The sequence below is a fragment of the Gordonia zhaorongruii genome (assembly GCF_007559005.1).
Lineage (GTDB): Bacteria > Actinomycetota > Actinomycetes > Mycobacteriales > Mycobacteriaceae > Gordonia > Gordonia zhaorongruii.
This window is the reverse complement of record NZ_CP041763.1, coordinates 3084924-3102054: the sequence shown is the minus strand read 5'-3', so window position 1 is coordinate 3102054 and position 17131 is coordinate 3084924. Positions and strand designations below refer to the sequence as shown.

Annotated in this window: 13 protein-coding genes and 1 pseudogene; 9 read left to right on the top strand and 5 right to left on the bottom strand. The window is 67.4% G+C overall.

Features of this window, described 5'->3' with window-relative positions:
- Positions 1–229: 229 nt before the first annotated feature.
- Positions 230–1894 carry an FAD-binding dehydrogenase gene (locus FO044_RS14330; RefSeq protein WP_143965878.1) on the top strand — a complete coding sequence of 555 codons (1665 nt, stop codon included), beginning with the start codon at positions 230–232 and terminating at the stop codon, positions 1892–1894.
- Positions 1895–2029: 135 nt separating this feature from the next.
- Positions 2030–2935 (top strand): type IV toxin-antitoxin system AbiEi family antitoxin domain-containing protein, encoded by a 906-nt coding sequence (locus FO044_RS14325; RefSeq protein WP_143965877.1) that lies wholly within the window; start codon positions 2030–2032, stop codon positions 2933–2935.
- 94 nt (positions 2936–3029) lie between these two features.
- Here the strand turns inward: FO044_RS14325 and pgfA are convergent.
- The 5 genes and pseudogenes from pgfA to FO044_RS14300 all read right to left on the bottom strand — a co-directional run bounded on the left by pgfA (position 3030) and on the right by FO044_RS14300 (position 8475).
- A pseudogene (pgfA, locus tag FO044_RS14320) lies at positions 3030–4462 on the bottom strand (cell envelope lipid trafficking protein PgfA).
- Positions 4463–4543: 81 nt separating this feature from the next.
- Positions 4544–5953 (bottom strand): ABC1 kinase family protein, encoded by a 1410-nt coding sequence (locus FO044_RS14315; protein ID WP_143966007.1) that lies wholly within the window; start codon positions 5951–5953, stop codon positions 4544–4546.
- Between the two features lie 40 nt (positions 5954–5993).
- Positions 5994–6827 carry a metal ABC transporter permease gene (locus FO044_RS14310; RefSeq protein WP_186290558.1) on the bottom strand — a complete coding sequence of 278 codons (834 nt, stop codon included), beginning with the start codon at positions 6825–6827 and terminating at the stop codon, positions 5994–5996.
- A complete protein-coding gene (locus tag FO044_RS14305) occupies positions 6824–7573 on the bottom strand; it encodes a metal ABC transporter ATP-binding protein (RefSeq protein ID WP_143965876.1) in 750 nt (249 codons plus the stop codon). The genes FO044_RS14310 and FO044_RS14305 overlap by 4 nt, the downstream gene beginning before the upstream one ends.
- Positions 7570–8475, bottom strand: coding sequence for a metal ABC transporter solute-binding protein, Zn/Mn family (locus FO044_RS14300; RefSeq protein WP_222103203.1), 906 nt, complete (start codon positions 8473–8475; stop codon positions 7570–7572). The genes FO044_RS14305 and FO044_RS14300 overlap by 4 nt, the downstream gene beginning before the upstream one ends.
- 146 nt (positions 8476–8621) lie before the next feature.
- On the opposite strand from FO044_RS14300, the gene nadB reads away from it, so the two are divergent.
- The 7 genes from nadB to FO044_RS14265 all read left to right on the top strand — a co-directional run bounded on the left by nadB (position 8622) and on the right by FO044_RS14265 (position 17098).
- Entirely contained in the window at positions 8622–10211 is a 1590-nt protein-coding gene (nadB, locus tag FO044_RS14295; protein ID WP_143965875.1) for an L-aspartate oxidase, read from the top strand.
- Between the two features lie 56 nt (positions 10212–10267).
- Positions 10268–12217 (top strand): hypothetical protein, encoded by a 1950-nt coding sequence (locus FO044_RS14290; protein ID WP_143965874.1) that lies wholly within the window; start codon positions 10268–10270, stop codon positions 12215–12217.
- Between the two features lie 132 nt (positions 12218–12349).
- Positions 12350–12679 carry a metal-sensitive transcriptional regulator gene (locus tag FO044_RS14285; protein ID WP_143965873.1) on the top strand — a complete coding sequence of 110 codons (330 nt, stop codon included), beginning with the start codon at positions 12350–12352 and terminating at the stop codon, positions 12677–12679.
- 81 nt (positions 12680–12760) lie between these two features.
- Entirely contained in the window at positions 12761–12967 is a 207-nt protein-coding gene (locus tag FO044_RS14280) for a heavy-metal-associated domain-containing protein (protein ID WP_132992519.1), read from the top strand.
- A complete protein-coding gene (locus FO044_RS14275) occupies positions 12964–13167 on the top strand; it encodes a hypothetical protein (protein ID WP_143965872.1) in 204 nt (67 codons plus the stop codon). The genes FO044_RS14280 and FO044_RS14275 overlap by 4 nt, the downstream gene beginning before the upstream one ends.
- Positions 13164–15416 carry a heavy metal translocating P-type ATPase gene (locus FO044_RS14270; RefSeq protein WP_143965871.1) on the top strand — a complete coding sequence of 751 codons (2253 nt, stop codon included), beginning with the start codon at positions 13164–13166 and terminating at the stop codon, positions 15414–15416. The genes FO044_RS14275 and FO044_RS14270 overlap by 4 nt, the downstream gene beginning before the upstream one ends.
- 206 nt (positions 15417–15622) lie before the next feature.
- Entirely contained in the window at positions 15623–17098 is a 1476-nt protein-coding gene (locus tag FO044_RS14265; protein WP_143965870.1) for an FAD-binding protein, read from the top strand.
- Positions 17099–17131 lie beyond the last annotated feature (33 nt).

Here is a 17131-nt window from a genome sequence, read left to right as displayed (position 1 = left end):
AAATATCTCGGACCAGTCGGCCCAGACCCCCGTTCGGGGTGAGCGTAACCGAACCGTGACCCGCTGTCCAAAGCTGTGGCCACTGCGAGATGGATCCGTTGTCGCAGCGCACACCTGCGCGTGTCCGTTCTGTGACGTCGTAGCAGGCTCCGGAGCCGGCCGAGGCGCACGTCACGACGGTTAAGCTGTGCGGTAAAGCACACAGGCCGAGGCCGGGAGAGGGAGACGCGTGAGCAATCGGAAACAGGCCGACGCCGTCGTCGTTGGAGCGGGACTGGCGGGTCTGGTCGCCACGTACGAGTTGACGAAGGCCGGGCGGTCGGTGGTCGTCGTCGATCAGGAGAACCGGGAGAACCTCGGCGGTCAGGCCTTCTGGTCGCTCGGCGGCCTCTTCCTCGTCGACAGCCCGGAGCAGCGGCGTCTCGGCATCAAGGACTCGCCCGAGCTCGCGCTCCAGGACTGGATGGGGTCCGCCGCCTTCGACCGTGAGGACGAGGACTACTGGCCGCGCCAGTGGGCGCGTGCTTACGTCGACTTCGCGTCGACGATCAAACGGCAGTACCTGCACGACCTGGGTCTCCGATTCACGCCGGTAGTCGGGTGGGCGGAGCGAGGCGGCGGCTTCGCGGACGGCCACGGCAATTCGGTCCCGCGGTTCCATCTGACGTGGGGTACCGGGCCCGAGGTGGTTCGGGTGTTCCTCGAACCGGTCCTCGAAGCGGAGGAACGCGGTTTGGTGACCTTTGAGTTCCGGCGGCGCGTCGACGAGCTGATCGTCGAGGACGGGGCGGCCGTAGGCGTCCGCGGGGCCACCCTCGAAGCGAGCCGGACCGAGCGCGGGGTGCCGTCGTCGCGCACGGTGGTCGACGAGTTCGAGATACGCGCGGGTGCCGTCATCGTCACCTCCGGCGGAATCGGCCACAATCACGATCTGGTCCGGGAGAACTGGCCCGTCGACCGTCTCGGGCCGCCCCCGAAGACCATGATCTCGGGCGTCCCGGACTACGTGGACGGCCGAATGCTCGGGATCACCGAGGACGCGGGCGGCAACATCGTGAACCGGGACCGGATGTGGCACTACACCGAGGGCATCGAGAACTGGGATCCGATCTGGACTGATCACGCGATCCGCATCATTCCCGGACCCTCGTCGCTCTGGTTGGACGCGAACGGCAACAGGTTGCCGGCGCCGAACTTTCCGGGATTCGACACCAACTCGACGATGAAGGCGATCCTCGACACCGGCTACGACTACTCGTGGTTCGTGCTGTCGACGTCGATCATCGAGAAGGAGTTCGCGCTGTCCGGATCGGAGCAGAACCCGGACATCACCGAGAAGTCGTTGAAGGTGGCGGCCAAGAGCCGCCTCGCGAAGGGCATGCCGGTACCGGTGCAGGCGTTCACCGAGCGCGGCGCCGACTTCGTCGTCCGGGACAACCTGCCGGATCTGGTGCGCGGCATGAACGAGATCGGCCGGGGCGGAACCATCGACCTTCAGCAGCTCGAGCGCACCATCTCGACCCGTGACGCGCAGATCGACAACCCGTACAGCAAGGACGGGCAGATGATGGCGATCCACAACGCGCGGAACTACATCGGCGACAAGGTGGTCCGCGTCGCCAAACCCCACCGCATCCTCGACCCGGCGCACGGCCCCCTCATCGCCGTCCGGCTCAACATACTGACCCGAAAGACGCTGGGCGGACTCGAGACCAATCTCGAATCTCAGGTGATGCGCCCGGACGGAGAGGTGTTCGACGGGCTCTACGCGGCCGGCGAGGTCGCCGGTTTCGGTGGCGGCGGCGTCCACGGGTACAACGCACTCGAGGGCACGTTCCTCGGCGGCTGCATCTTCTCTGGCCGCGCCGCAGGCCGCGCCGTCGCCCACCGCTGAACCAGCGCAGCGTCGAAGGCCCCGAAAATCGCGTTGCGCGTACGAACGTCCTGACGATCAGCGCGTATTTCGGGGTAGGACACAGGTTTGTGGACGGGCGTGCAACCTCTGGGACGTCTGCGGCGTCTAACCGGTATGCAGCTTCCCTTCGACGAGCACGGCATCCTCTACCGGCAGCGGGCGGTGGCAGTCGGCGTGAGCGCAACGCACCTGGCGCGTGCGTGCGACGGCGGGGAACTGGAGCGGATCGCACCGGGCGCGTACGTCGCGAGTGAGCCACGGTCGGCAACGGCGCTCCACCTGTTGCGCGCGCGAACCGCAGCGGCGAAGGACCCGTCGCTGGTGTTCAGCCATGCGACGGCCGCCGTCATCCACGGGTTGCCCATGCTCAAGCCCGAACTGGCTCGCGTCGAGGTCATCAGCGATCGACGGCCTCGACGACGCACGCTGCGCGTGCACACCGGGCGGATCGACATCACCGAGGTGACGACCGTCGGCGGGTTGTGCGTCCCGTCGGTCGAGGCGACTGCGGTCGCTGTCGCCTGCACGTCGCACCTGGGTTTCGCGGGCGCGCTCGCCGTCTTCGACGGTGCGCTCGCTCAGGGGGCGTCCTCGTCCGCGATCACTGAACTGCTGAAACCGCCCAGGCACGGAGTCGCCACCGCTCGTTGTGCATTCGCTCATGCCGACGCACTGTCCGCCAATCCCGGCGAGTCGTGGGGCCGCGCCCAGATCCTGGAGGCCGGCCTTCCTCGTCCGCGCCTGCAGCACGAGTTCCACGACGGCCGGGGACGATTCGTCGCGCAGACCGATTACGACTGGGATGGCCGCGTGGTCGGAGAGTTCGACGGTTACGGCAAGTACGAGGACTACAACTGCGCGGGTGCGACGCCGATCGACGTCGTCCGACGTGAGAAGAAGCGGCAGAACCGTCTCGAATCCATGCAGGTCACCGTGATTCGATGGGATTGGTCCGACCTGGAGAACCGGCGTGTCGTGCCGCGATTGAGGCCGCGCCTCGTCGCAGCGGGCCTGTTGTAGGTGTCAGAAGCGCGAATGGCCCCGAAAATCGCGATGGTCGATCGTACGTCCGAACGATCAACGCGAAATTCGGGGCCAGACGGGATACCGCGGGTTACTCGTATCGGTGATTCGGCGGACGGAACGCGGAGGTGTCCGTGTCGTCCAGCGGGCTGCCGCCGTCCACCGGTGGAATGACGGTGGTGTCGTCGGTGGAGCCCTGCGGCGGGATCGACGTCGTCGTCTCGTTGCCGTACGCGTAGGCATCGTTCGGCGCCTCGTGCGGCGTCGCGACGAATCCGTCGTGGCGTGCGTCGGGACCACCATTGTACGGATCACCGTCGTAAGGGCCGTCGCCGTAGGGGCCGTCGTCCGGGCCATGCGCGTCGTCGGGATCCTGGCCGTCGTCGGCGTCACCGCGCCGGCCGAACCATGTGATGACCGCCCATCCGATCAGCAGCAGCGCACCGAGGATGCCCAGGATGATCGGGGTGACCGTGCCGCCCCAGAAGAGCTGGCTCTTGTAGCCCTTGGCGCGATCAGCCTGGTTGGCGACAGTCTCGTCGGTCCACTGGAACGTCGCCTTGAGGGCGTCCATCCGGAAGTCGCGGATCGCGGCGGGGCTGTCCTCGCTGTCGTCGGGCGACCGGAAGTACTGGTGCTGCTCCTCGTACCCGGACACGATCGTGCCGGTCGTCGGTTCGACGTACACGTGGCGCTTCGCGGAGCCGTAACGGTGCATCTGGATCATGTCGCGGCTCTTGACTCCGCGACCCGAGATACCCCACCAACGAGCGGGCATGTTCAGGATGGTGCCGAGCGGCGCATCGCCGGTCGGGCTCGGCAGGTTCGACAGATCGGTCTCGGGAACATCGGCGACGAAGTGGTAGGTCTTGACGCCGCCGACCTCCTTCTCCTCGACGAACTTCGCCGGCGAGTCCTGTCGCGTCGTGCTGTCGTAGTAGTAGTAATCCCGCTTCTTCACATCGAAGCCGAACTTGTACTGGAAGCCCTTGCGGTCCTCGAGCTTCACCGATGCGTCCTCGACGTTGCCGCCCTCGGGCACCGCCTCCAGCTGAAGCGAGCTCACATCGCCGTTGGGTACCGAGGTCGAGCGGTCCACCGAGACCCGATCGACGGTCGCGTTCAGCAGCGCGTCGTCGCATTTGGGATCGCCGTCGGTCGACATCGTCAGCTCGCGTTCCTTGCCGTCCTCATCGCGAACCCGGTCGATTCGGAGCGTCTGCGCGGACTGGAGGGTCGCCTGATCCTCGTCGGACGGGTCCACGATCACCGAACGCCGCTGCTGGGTGATGTTCGCGTCGAGTACCGCGGCCTTGCGCTTGGTCACCGAGCAGCGGTCGAAGATGCGCGCCGGGACCGGTCGCCGGTCTGGCCCTGGCCCGGCACCGTCGACGCGTTCGAGGTGATGTCCAGATCGAGCGGCACCACTTTGAGCTTCGGGACGAGATACGTCGGGATGGCGATGGCGGCTGCGATGCACGCGACACCGAGGAATGCCAGCAGGGGCAGTAGGACACGCTTCACGTCAGTCGGCTCCTCGTGGAGGGTTGGTCGGAGTGGTCGGTCGGCCCCGCATCACACATGCTGTCATCACCCATACGGTGCTCACGCATTTCGGGCCCGCCGATCACGTTCGGCTTCCTTCATGATTCCGGCCATGTAGCCGTAGATCTCCCGGTCGCTGATCGCCTTCCAGCGAGGAGCGAGCAGTTTCATGTACTTCTCGACGTAGAGGAGCTGCTTCCCGACGAGAATCAGCTCCCGGGGGAGACGGGCGTCGTGGGCCTTCGCGACCGCGGCGAGCTGCCTGCCGAGGTCGGTGTACGACATCGCCCCCAACTCCGTCGTCGACAGCGGCGTGGTGACCCGCTTCAGGTCGTCCGCGCCCTTCGATGTGGAGCCGGGCTTGTGGACGGCGCCGAGTAGGAAGATCGCCCGACCTGCGGAGTCGTAGTCCTGTTTGACGATCAGGTCGACCACGAGCTGACGCAGGATGCGGCGGGTCCGGGCGTTGAATCGCCCGACGATGCCGAAGTCGAGCAGGACGAGCTTGCCGTCGTCGTCGACCAGGACGTTGCCCGCGTGGAGGTCCCCGTGGAACAGGCCGCCGTGGAACGCGGAGTCGAGCAGAGAGAGCAGCAGATTGCGGCACAGAGCCTCGCCGCTGTGTCCGGCTGCGCGAACCGCAGCCGCATCGTCGATGCGGATCGCGTAGATCCGCTCCATCGTCATGACGCGGCGGGTGGTCAGGTCGTCGTACACGTACGGAACGCGGACGCGGTCGCCGAATGGGCCGGGCTGCAGGCACTCGAACCACTCGGCCATGGTGGCGGCCTCGTTGCGGAAGTCGAGCTCGGAGCTCAGACCATCGGCGAAATCCTCGACGAAGTGCCGCGCGGACAGCATCCGGCCGTACTCCGAGATCTCGGCGATGCCCGCCAGGCGTTCCAGGATGGCGACGTCCGGAGCCAGTCGGTCGGAGATACCGGGCCGCTGGATCTTGACGACGACGTCCTCGCCGCTGTGCAGGGTCGCAGTGTGGACCTGGGCGATGGATGCGGACGCGATCGGCTCGGCGTCGAACGCCGCGAACACCTCCTCCGGCGGACCGCCGAGTTCCTCGACGAGGATCTTCCGGAGCTCGGCGGGGTCGGCGGGTCGGACCTTGTCCAGGAGCGACTCGAACTCGTTCGACAGGACGGGGCCGAAAACGCCCGGGCTCGAGGCGATCAACTGGCCGAGTTTCACGTAGGTGGGGCCGAGTCGCTCGAACGTGTGCCGGACCTCGTGAGCGGCATCGGACGGTCCGGGTCGGCGGCCGTGCACGATCCCGTTCACCGAACCTGCGACGAGACGTCCGACACCCAGAGCGGCGTGCGAGGCCGTGGAGGCGAATCGACTGATCTCGTCGAACGGCGACACCTGGGACAACTGCTCCCGAGCGTGCACAGCGCCGTCGCCGTGCAGCTCGCTTGCGGGCTCCCCGGATCGGGAGCCGTCGTCCTTCATGGTCATCACCATTGTGGAGTGTAGTTGACGCGGCTGAGCGCTCGAGTCAGCGACGCAGCGACGCGACCAGTCCGTGACGCGGCTCCAGCAGCCAGACGAGCGCGAAGACCGCGCCCTGAGCCAGGACGACCATGCCCCCGGGGGCGACGTCGAACCAGTACGCGCAGTACAGGCCGGTGACGGTGGTGACGGCAGCGATCGTCGGCGCGATCAGCAGCATCGTGCCGAACCGGTCGGTGAGCAGGCGGGCGGTGGAACCGGGGACGATCAGCATCGCGACCACCAGGATGACGCCCACGATCTGCAATGCGATGACGCAGGTCAGCGCAAGGAGTGCGAGGAGGAGTGCGCGGGTCCACTTCGGTCGCAGTCCGATGGTGTGGGCGTGGATCGGATCGAATGCGACCAGAGTCAGATCTCGGCGGCGCACGAGCAGGATCACGGTGACGAGGGCCGCCAGGACGCAGAGCTGGACCAGTTCGCTGCCCGCGACGCCGAGAACGTTGCCGAAGAGGATGTGACCGAGGTCGGTCTGCGACGGAACCACCGAGACCAGCACCAGGCCGAGCGCGAACAGCGTGGTGAACACGATGCCGATCGCCGCGTCGGATTTGATCCGACGATTGGTCCGGACCGCGCCGATCAGACCAACCGCACCGAATCCGAACACGACCGCGCCGACCGCGAACGGCAGGCCGATCACGTACGACAGGACCACTCCGGGCAGGACCGCATGCGAGATCGCATCGCCCATCAGCGACCAGCCGATCAGGACGATCCAGCAGCTGATGAGTGCGCAGACGACGGCGGCGACGACCGATGCGGTCAGCGCGTCCCGCATGAACGGCATCGTCCACGGCTCGGTGAGTGCGTCGATCATCGCTCGTCCCTCGATCGCCGGTCGCCCGCTGGAAGACCGAACGCGGCAGCCAGGCTGTCGGGGGACAGTGCGTCGTCCGGTGGGCCGTGCGCGATCAGTCGCCGGGCGAGGAGCACCACGGAGTCGGTGAACGACGTCATCGACGCGAGATCGTGTGTGGAGACGAGAATTCCGCGGCCGTCGGCCGCCAGCGCGCGCAACCGTTCGACGATCAGGGCCTCCGAGTACCGGTCGACGCCGGCGAACGGTTCGTCGAGGAGGAGCAGGTCTGCTTCCTGGGCGATGGCGCGCGCCACGAACATGCGTTTGCGCTGTCCGCCCGACAGTTCGCCGATCTGCCGGTGCGGGAGGTCGGCGAGACCGACCTGGTCGAGTGCATCGGCGACGGCGGCACGATCGGCTGCGCTGCGTCTCCGCAGCCACCCCTGACGCCCGTAACGTCCGGTCATGACCACGTCGTCCACTCGGATCGGGAAATCGGCGTCTGTCTCACTGGACTGCCCGACGTAGGCGACGCGCGCCTCGCGTAGAGCGTCACGGACCGGCGATCCGGCGATCCGCACCTGCCCGGAGGTCGGCGGGACCAAGCCTAGGATCGCCTTCATCAGCGTCGATTTTCCGGCGCCGTTGGTGCCGGCCAGACCGCAGACGGTTCCGGCAGGGACCGTGAAACCGACGTCGTCGAGAGCCAGTCGGCTCCCGTAATGAACAGTGAGTCCGGCGACGTCGAGCAGGGGCGGTGTCATTCGTGCGACCGTTCGGCCAGGCCGTTGACGATCGCGTCGGCGTCGTGCCTCAGGAGCGCGGCGTGCGTGGGCACCGGGCCGTCGGGAAGCGACAGCGAGTCCACGTACAGGGTGTCGCCGAGGCGGGCGCCGGTCGCCCGCGCCACCTGCCGCATCTGCGCGTCATTGGTGGTCGATTCGCAGTAGACGGCGGGGATCCGATGATCGTTCACGAAGTCGATGACCGACGTCATGTGCTGCGGGGTGGCCTGCTTCTCGGTGTTCACCGGCCACAGGAAGCGCTCGTGGAGAGAGGCGTCCCGTGTCAGATAGCTGAAGGCGCCCTCGCAGCTGACGAGCGCACGGGTCGCCGATATCCGGCCGAGTCGCCGGTCGAGGTCGTCACCGATCCGGCGCAGTTCGGCTCGGTACTTCGCTGCGTTGGCTCGGTAGTCGGCCGCATGCGCAGGATCGATGCCGGAGAGCGCTCGCGCCGCGTTGTCGGTGTACGTCATCGACTCCTGCGGCGACATCCACGCGTGCGGATTGGGGTGGTGGGTGCCGGTGATCGGAATGGTCCGCACACCGTCCGAGAGCGCGGCGCGCGGCGCCTCGATGTCGGCGAGGAACCGTTCGAACCAGGCTTCCAGGCCGAGGCCGTTCACGAGAAGTAGATCGGCGTGCACGAATTTTCGCAGGTCGCCGGGCGTCGGTTCGTACCCATGGATCTCCGCACCGTACTTGGTGAGGGACTCGACGCGTGCGTGGTCGCCTGCGACGCGGGATGCGATGTCGGCGAGAACCGTGAAACTGGCGATGATGCGCGGACGAGGGTCGTCGTCGATGCGGGCGCAGCCGCTGACACCGAGCACGACGACGAGCAGGGCTGCGATTCGGCCCATCCCCGCACCTTTGAACGACATACCGCAAGATTAAGTTCGGTCAGACGAACTTTCAAATCCGATGGTCCGTGGATTGTCGGGTGATCAGGTTCGGGTTACCGTCGAGCGAGGTTTTCGATCATCGATCGATAACGGTCATCGATCGATGACGAGGTGAGAGGGAGTCCATGTCCGGTCGTGCCGAGTTGCGCACGGATCTCGTGGTGATCGGCGCCGGGATCGCGGGTCTCACAGCGGCGCTGTCCGCGGCCGAGCGCGGCCTCGACGTGGTGGTGCTCAACAAGGGGCCGCAGTGGCGCCCCGGTGACGCGGAGCATTCGACCTCGACCTACTACGCGCAGGGCGGGATCGCCGTCGTAGATCCGGACGCGCACGACGACTCCGTCGACCAGCACGTGAACGACACGTTGGCGGTCGGCGCGGGTCTCACCGAAGCCGTCGCGACGCACCCGATCCTGAGCGACGGATGGCCTGCGGTGACGCAACTCGTCGACCGGGGCGCCGACTTCGATACCGGTGAGGACGGCCGATTCCGGCGAACGCGGGAGGGCGGCCACAGCGTGCGGCGGATCATCCATGCGGGCGGCGACGCGACCGGGGCCCACGTGCAGGCGGCACTTGGCGCGAACGCCGATGACTCCCCTGTCGCAATTCTCTACGACTCGTGGGCGTCGGACGTCCTCATCGCCGACGGTCGCGTGGCTGGTGCATCGTTTGTGACCGCGGCGGAGCGCCGGGTGGCCTGGGCGCCGACGGTCCTGCTGGCGACCGGCGGTGTCGGGCACGTGTTCTCGGCGACGACCAACCCGGCCGGCGCTACCGGCGACGGCATCGCACTGGCTCTGCGGGCCGGTGCGCAGGTCGCCGACCTGGAGTTCGTGCAGTTCCACCCCACGATGCTCTACGTGCCAGGTGCGCGCGGGCGCCGGACGCTCGTCAGCGAAGCGGTTCGCGGAGAGGGCGGCAGGCTCGTCGATGCGAACGGCGACCCGGTGACGGCTGGTGTGCATCCGCGCGGTGACCTCGCTCCCCGTGACGTAGTGGCGCGGGCGGTCACCGCAGCGATGGAGCGGACCGGGGCCGACAGCGTGTACCTCGACATCAGCGGAGTCGACGGCTTCGAGAAGCGGTTTCCGACAGTCACCGCGGGGGTGCGTGCCTCCGGCCTAGGCATCTCCGGAGGTCGGCTGCCTGTCGTGCCGGGCGCCCACTACCTGTGCGGGGGGATCGTCACCGACGCGGACGGTCAGACAACGGTCCCCGGTCTGCTCGCCGCGGGCGAGACGGCGAGGACCGGGCTGCACGGCGCCAATCGGTTGGCGTCCAACAGCTTGCTCGAGGGCCTCGTCATGGGCAGGAGAGCGGCGTCCCGGGCCGCCGAATGCGCTGACCGCGCGGTTCTGGACGCCGAGGTGCCCGCAGTGGGGACGGCCAGGTCGTGCGAGCGCGCCCGGCTCCAAGATGAGATGTCGAAGCACGTCGCACTCGATCGGGTCGGTGACGGGCTGGCGGAGGTGTCCGACTTCCTGGCAGGTGCTCCCGAAGCAGTTCGCGGCGGACTTCGTTCGGCAGAGGACGCGGCACTGCTTCTCACCGCGCGAGCGATCGTCGCGGCGGCGCGGGCGAGGGAAGAATCGCGCGGCTGTCACCAGCGTGCCGATTTTCCGGACCAGAACCCGAACGCCGTCTCCCGGTCGTTCGTCCTCGCGGGCGACGACCTGATCCCGGTGGGTGAACGAACAGTGCCCGGGTTCTAGTCTCACCTCCCGAATCTCCGTACACTGCTTGCCAGCAGACGGAGAAAGGTGTGTTCATGAGTGGTGGCCGGTGCTGGTCGTCGATCGTTGCCACCCAGAGCGAACGTGCCGCGCTCGAGCTCGGTCATGAAGATGAATGGCTCGTGGGCTGTGTCCTCCGCGAAGGTCATCCCGGCGCGCACGCCTCCGACGGACACCAGATTCATCACGGACGTCGCCGCTGGCTGGTCTGGGGCGACTTCGCTCGTGGCACGCAGGCCCTCCGGGACGAAGATCCTTGCCCGGTCCAGGAGCTGGACGGCGCGCACTGCCTCTTCTACTTCGGGCACAGCGGGCAGCATCGGTACCCGGGAATCGGGGTGGATGATGCCCAGCCGCCCACCGGATCGCTGATGAACCGACGGCCGCAGGGGGCGACGCCCCAGCCGCAGGTGCCGGCCCCCGAGCAGACTCCGGGCCGGGCGGCATCGCAGCCCGACCCGCAAGGCCATGGCCAGCAGTGGGACCAATCGCAGTGGAATCAGCCGCAGTGGGATCAGCCGCAGTGGTCTCAATCGAAGTGGGGTCAGTCGCAGCGCGACGTGTCGCCGGGTCGTGACGAACTACCGTGGCAGGAGTCGGCGGGATACCAAGCGCAGGATCATCAAGCGCAGGGTCATCACGCGCAGGGGTCTCAACCGCAGGCATATCAGATGCCGGGTAACCCGGCCCAGGCTGCCGGTCAACCCGGATGGCAGCAGACCCGTGCGCCGCGCGAGGAGTCGCCGTCGGCACCGACCGCGCGACATGTGCTCCCGATATCCGACTGGTACAACCAGGCGCAGCAGTCGAACGATGCCTCTGCGACTGAGTTCCCTTTCGCCGCAGGATCACCCGACCACGATGGTCGACCGATACCCCCGCCGTCGCATTACGGGGTGCCGCCCGAGCCTGTCCATTCGGAACCGGTATTCGATGGGCAGTCGCCGCCTCCTGCACCGTGGCCGACGCGCCACCGGGATGACGCCTACCAGCCCCGGCCGTTCGCCGTGCCGGAGCAGTCGGACGTTTCCGCCGAGGGGACTCCGCCACCACTCCCGCCCCAGCAGTCCCCGGCCCGGCAGTTCCCGCCTGAACCGTCGGCGACTCCGCCACCGCTTCCTTCTCAGCAGGTCCGGGATCAGCAGTCCGAGTACCGTCCGGACGCGATGTCCGCGCTGGATCGGCTCTTCGCTGATCTGCCTTCCCTGAAGCCGCAAGGAGCGTCGGCCACGTCGCCGAGGCCGGACGCTGCCGACCCGGTCCTGACGGGCGGCGAGTGGCTGTCTTTCGACTTCGGTGCGATCTCGGCGCAGGCGCATCGGTACCCGCCGGTCGAAGCGGACGACTTCGTCGATGTGGAACCGGTCGATGCGGAGTCGCTTGACGGAGATCAGGCAGACGTTGAGCAGGCAGGCGGCGGACGGCACGGTGTCGATGCCTGGGCCGAGATCGACGATGCGCGGGTGGTCGCCACATACGCAGAACCGCGGAACACCGAGGTGCCGCTGCCTCCGCTGCCGACCGGCCCGGCGCGGTTCGAGCCCGCCGCACTCAAGGAGCCCGCTGCGAAGCAGGATCACGAGGGCGAGAGGGTGACCAACGACTACGTTCCGTCGCTCGGAGACGACACGCCGGGCGGATCCACGTCCGTGGTGTTCCGCGATGATCCGTCGGCGACGTCGATGGAGGTCCGTCCGACATCCACCGATGTCCTGACCACGTCGATGCTGCAGGTCATCACCTCGAGTAACGATCCGACGCGCATGGGCGTGCCGGTCACGCTCAAGCCCTTGGGCGGAATCGGTCGGGACGTGCCCCTCGAGGAGCTCTCCGGCGAGGACTTGAAGGCGATGACCGCTGCGGTTCACGACGCCGCTGACCGGTTGCGCGCGAACCCGGGGTCGGGCGACACCAGCGCGATCGGTGAAGCGTTGCGCGATGTGGCGCTCAGTCTCTCCCAACTCGCCGACCGTCTCGGCGAGTAGCGCACGCGCTGAATCATCCAGGCTGACCCTGTGCCTCATCATCGAGTTCGTATACCCCCTAGGGGTAGACAAATCTCCGCGGAGAGCGTAGTACTTGATACCAGTAGGGGGTATAAGAGAGGGGTTCTGAAGATGAAGGACGACAACACCGCCGAAGAGCACGACGTCGCGCAGCACGGTCACCACGGCTACATCGGGAATCAGGCCGGCTATCTCCGGCGGCTCAAACTCATCGAGGGACAGACGCGCGGACTGCAGCGCATGGTCGAAGAAGAGGCCTACTGCATCGACATCCTCACGCAGGTGTCGGCCATGACGAAGGCGCTCGAAGCGGTCAGTCTCGGGTTGCTGTCCGACCACATGAACCACTGCGTCGTCGGTGCGGCACGGGAAAGCGACGAGGCCGCCGACGAGAAGATCGCCGAAGCCATGAAGGCCATCACCCGCTTGGTGAAGTCCTGACCCGCCGTCGGCACGACCGGCGCACTACCGAAAGTCAGCAGACACCGATCCGCAACGGACACTGAAACAAGGAGAGATCATATGAGCGCGAACACCACCATCACCGTCGACGGTATGACCTGCGGACATTGCGCATCGTCGGTGCGTGAGGAGATCAGCGAACTCGCGGGCGTGCAGCAGGTGGACGTCGACGTCGCCAGCGGACGCGTCGACATCACCAGTGACGCGGCACTCGACCCGGCCGCTGTCGGCGCTGCAGTCGCCGAAGCCGGCTACACGGTCCGATGACCCCGCTGTCGCGGCCCGGCGTGCGAATCGCCGCATTCGTCACCGGGCTCGCGGCGGTCTTCGGGCTCCTGTTCGGCGTCGGCCGTGCGGTCGGCCCGTGGGACAGCGATCCTGCGCCTGCCCACAGTCACCTCGTCGGTGACGAGCACCCGACGACCGACAGCCAGATGGACGAGCACGAGACGCAGGAGCAGTCATGACCGAGGTTGCCGTCGCCGAACGCGAAGTCGATCTGGAACTGATCGGTATGACATGCGCATCGTGCGCCAACCGGATCGAACGCAAGCTGAACAAACTCGAAGGGGTCGTGGCCACCGTCAACTACGCGACCGAGCGGGCGCACGTCGAACACGACGAGTCGATCGGCTCCGACCAGTTGGTCGAGGCAGTGCGTGCGGCCGGCTACGACGCGACTCCCGTGATTCCGCGCTCGGCGCAATCCGCCGCGGCCGGTGACGCGCCGCCGTCGCGCAACGAAATCGAGGTCGCGGCCCTGCGCCAGCGGCTCATCGTGTCCGCCGTCCTGACCGTGCCTGTGATCGCGCTGGCGATGGTCCCCGCGTGGCAGTTCACGAACTGGCAGTGGCTGTCGCTCGTGCTCGCCGCCCCGGTCATCGTGTGGGGCGCGCTGCCGTTCCACCGGGCCGCGTTCGCGGCTCTGAAGCACGCGACCACGACGATGGACACACTCATCTCGGTGGGCACGATCGCCGCGTTCGGCTGGTCGATCTACGCCCTCTTCTGGGGCGACGCCGGTGTCCCCGGCATGACCCACGGTTTCGACCTGATCGCCACACGGGGCGACGGGTCGTCGCACATCTATCTGGAGGCGGCGGCAGGCGTCACCACCTTCCTGCTGGCGGGACGGTACTTCGAGAAGAGCTCCAAGTTGCGCGCGGGCGACGCATTGCGGGCGCTCGCCGAGGTCGGGGCGAAGGACGTCACCGTGCTGCGTTCCGGGCGCGAGGTCACCGTGCCGATCGCGGATCTGCAGGTCGGGGAGCGGTTCGTCGTCCGACCGGGCGAGAAGGTCGCGACGGACGGCGTTGTGACAGCGGGCGCTTCGGCCGTCGATCAGTCGATGCTCACCGGTGAATCCGTCCCCGTAGAGGTGACCGCAGGCGACCATGTTGTCGGCGGCACCGTGAACGCCCAGGGGCGTCTCGAGGTCACGGCCTCAGCGGTCGGTGCAGACACCGCCCTGGCGCACATGGCGAAAGTGGTGGCCGATGCGCAGGCCGGTAAGGCTCAGGTACAGCGCCTGGCCGACCGGGTCTCGGCGTACTTCGTGCCGACCGTCATCGCGATCGCGGCCGGCGTACTCGGGTTCTGGCTCGGGGTGGGCGGCGGGGCCGCACTCGCGTTCACCGCTGCCGTCTCGGTGCTGGTCATCGCGTGTCCGTGTGCGCTCGGCCTGGCCACGCCGACCGCCCTGATGGTCGGCACCGGTCGGGGAGCGCAGCTCGGGATTCTGTTGAAGGGACCCGAGGTGCTGGAGTCCACGCGCCGTATCGACACCGTTGCGCTCGACAAGACGGGGACCGTCACGACCGGTGAGATGACGGTGAGCGAGGTGATCCCCGCGGACGGCGTGGAAGCCCGTGATCTGCTGGCGCGCGCCGCGGCGGTGGAGGCCGACTCGGAGCACCCGATCGGCCGCGCAGTGGTTCGCCACGCAGCCGACGAGGGAGTGGAGCTGCCTGCAACGGCCGAGTTCACCAACCTGGCGGGCGCGGGAGTCACCGCGTACATCGACGGACTGCGGGTCGCGGTCACCGGGCCGCGCGCCGTCACGGTCGAGCTGGATGCGCGGATGCGATCGGTGATCGACGACGCCGCGGCACGCGGTGCGACTCCCGTCGTCGTGCACTACCTCGACGCAGTGGCCGGAGTGATCGTCGTAGCCGACACGGTGAAGCCGACGTCGGCCGCCGCGATCGCCGAACTCAAGCGCATGGGTCTGCGACCGGTGCTGCTCACCGGCGACAATGCGGGCGCTGCTCGCCACGTCGCCGACCAGGTGGGCATCGATGAGGTCATCGCCGATGTGAAGCCGGACGGCAAGGTCGACGCGATTGCCCGGATGACGGATTCGGGACGCGTGGTGGCGATGGTCGGCGACGGGGTGAACGATGCCGCCGCGCTCGCTTCCGCCGACCTCGGTCTGGCGATGGGCACCGGCACAGACGTCGCCATCGAGGCCAGCGATCTGACGCTGGTGAGCGGCGACCTGTGGGCGGTCGTCGACGCGATCGCGTTGGCGCGCAAGACACTCCGCACCATCAAGAGCAATCTGTTCTGGGCCTTCGCGTACAACGTCGCCGCCCTGCCACTGGCTGCAGCCGCGCTGCTCAACCCGATGATGGCCGGTCTGGCGATGGCGCTCTCCTCGGTGTTCGTCGTCGCCAACAGTCTGCGGTTGCGGACGTTCCGGTCTCGTCGGGCCTGAAGCTGGGGACCCCGCATTACCAACGTGGGAATTCCCGGGGCTGGCTCAGGTTCGACCTGATTCGCGCGGCAGCCACTGCTTAACGCGGCCTCTGCAGGTGGGGCGGGACGCAGAAGGTGCCGCGGGACGTGCACGCCGCCGCGTGGGGACGCCGCATCCGAGCCATCACTAGAACCTGTTCTAGAATGTCGTCTATTCTGGTGTCCATGAGTGGCGTGGACATTCCAGAGACAATCACGGCGAGCGACGTCGCCGAGTACACCGACGAGGTCGACGTGCTGGTGCTCGGTGCCGGCATCGGTGGCTGCTGCGCCGCGGTCGAGGCGGCCGAAGCCGGCGCGAACGTGCTGGTGCTCGAGCGGTCTGCCGCCGCGGGTGGCACCACCTGCATGGCAGGCGGGCACTTCTACCTCGGTGGCGGAACTGCAGTCCAGCAGGCGACGGGGCACGAGGACACTGCGGACGAGATGGCCAAGTACCTGATGGCCGTATCCCGCGATCCCGAGCCGGAGAAGATAGTCGCCTACTGCGACGACAGCGTCGACCATTTCACGTGGCTCGAGGCACTCGGGTTCGAGTTCGAGCGCAGCTACTACCCGGAGAAGGCCGTCATCCAGCCACAGACCCAGGGGCTGATGTTCACCGGCAACGAGAAGGTGTGGCCGTTCAAGGACCAGGCCGTGCCTGCACCGCGGGGTCACAAGGTTCCCAAGCCCGGCGACACCGGCGGCGCCGGAATCGTGATCGAGCTGCTCGTGAAGAAGCTCGGCGAACTGAACGTCCCCATCCGCTACGAGGTCGGTGGACGCAAGCTCATCGTCGACGACTCGGGTGCGGTGGTCGGTGCGCAGTTCAAAGACGGCGCCACCGAAGGATTCATCCGCGCGAGATCCGTCGTGATCGCCGCAGGCGGCTTCGTGATGAACCCGGAAATGGTCGCCGAGCACGTACCCCAGCTCGCCGAGAAGCCGTTCACCCTCGGAAGCACGTACGACGACGGACTGGGCATCCGCATGGGCGCCTCCGTCGGTGCGCACCTCAAGCACATGGACCAGGCCTTCATCACCGCACCGGTGTACCCGCCGTCGATTCTCCTCACCGGGATCATCGTCAACAAGGAGGGTCGCAGGTTCGTCGCCGAGGACTCTTACCACTCGCGCACCTCGGGCTTCGTGATGGATCAGACCGATCGTGCGGCGTTCCTCATCGTCGACGAATCGCATATGGAGCGCCCGGAGTTCCCGCTCGCGCCGTTCATCGACGGCTGGGAGACGGTCGACGAGATGGCGGACGACCTGGGGATCGATCGCGCCACCCTCAATGCGACTCTCGACCGGTACAACACTTATGCTGGACAGGGCGAGGATCCCGACTTTCACAAGAGTGCGGAGTTCCTCGCACCGCAGGATCGCGGGCCCTGGGCGGCCTTCGACATGAGCCTCGGCAAAGCGCTGTACGCAGGATTCACGATCGGCGGCATGGCGACCACGGTCGACGGTGCGGTCCTGAACGAGGAGGGCTCGGTGATCCCGGGTCTGTATGCGGCAGGCGCCTGTGCGGCGAATCTTGCACAGGACGGCAAAGGGTATGCCTCGGGCACCCAGCTGGGTGAGGGGTCGTACTTCGGTCGCCGGGCCGGAAGGCATGCCGCGAAGTCAGGCAAAACCGCAGATGTGACATAGATTACTGGCCTCGGGGCCGCGTTGGACTGCGTG

What these genes read in the sequence shown, in the direction of transcription:
- FO044_RS14325 (WP_143965877.1), top strand. Translation starts at nt 2,030, where the DNA reads ATGCAGCTTCCCTTCGACGAGCACGGCATCCTCTACCGGCAGCGGGCG.
- FO044_RS14315 (WP_143966007.1), bottom strand. Translation starts at nt 5,953, where the DNA reads ATGACCATGAAGGACGACGGCTCCCGATCCGGGGAGCCCGCAAGCGAG.
- FO044_RS14310 (WP_186290558.1), bottom strand. Translation starts at nt 6,827, where the DNA reads ATGATCGACGCACTCACCGAGCCGTGGACGATGCCGTTCATGCGGGAC.
- FO044_RS14305 (WP_143965876.1), bottom strand. Translation starts at nt 7,573, where the DNA reads ATGACACCGCCCCTGCTCGACGTCGCCGGACTCACTGTTCATTACGGG.
- FO044_RS14300 (WP_222103203.1), bottom strand. Translation starts at nt 8,475, where the DNA reads ATGTCGTTCAAAGGTGCGGGGATGGGCCGAATCGCAGCCCTGCTCGTC.
- nadB (WP_143965875.1), top strand. Translation starts at nt 8,622, where the DNA reads ATGTCCGGTCGTGCCGAGTTGCGCACGGATCTCGTGGTGATCGGCGCC.
- FO044_RS14290 (WP_143965874.1), top strand. Translation starts at nt 10,268, where the DNA reads ATGAGTGGTGGCCGGTGCTGGTCGTCGATCGTTGCCACCCAGAGCGAA.
- FO044_RS14285 (WP_143965873.1), top strand. Translation starts at nt 12,350, where the DNA reads ATGAAGGACGACAACACCGCCGAAGAGCACGACGTCGCGCAGCACGGT.
- FO044_RS14280 (WP_132992519.1), top strand. Translation starts at nt 12,761, where the DNA reads ATGAGCGCGAACACCACCATCACCGTCGACGGTATGACCTGCGGACAT.
- FO044_RS14275 (WP_143965872.1), top strand. Translation starts at nt 12,964, where the DNA reads ATGACCCCGCTGTCGCGGCCCGGCGTGCGAATCGCCGCATTCGTCACC.
- FO044_RS14270 (WP_143965871.1), top strand. Translation starts at nt 13,164, where the DNA reads ATGACCGAGGTTGCCGTCGCCGAACGCGAAGTCGATCTGGAACTGATC.
- FO044_RS14265 (WP_143965870.1), top strand. Translation starts at nt 15,623, where the DNA reads ATGAGTGGCGTGGACATTCCAGAGACAATCACGGCGAGCGACGTCGCC.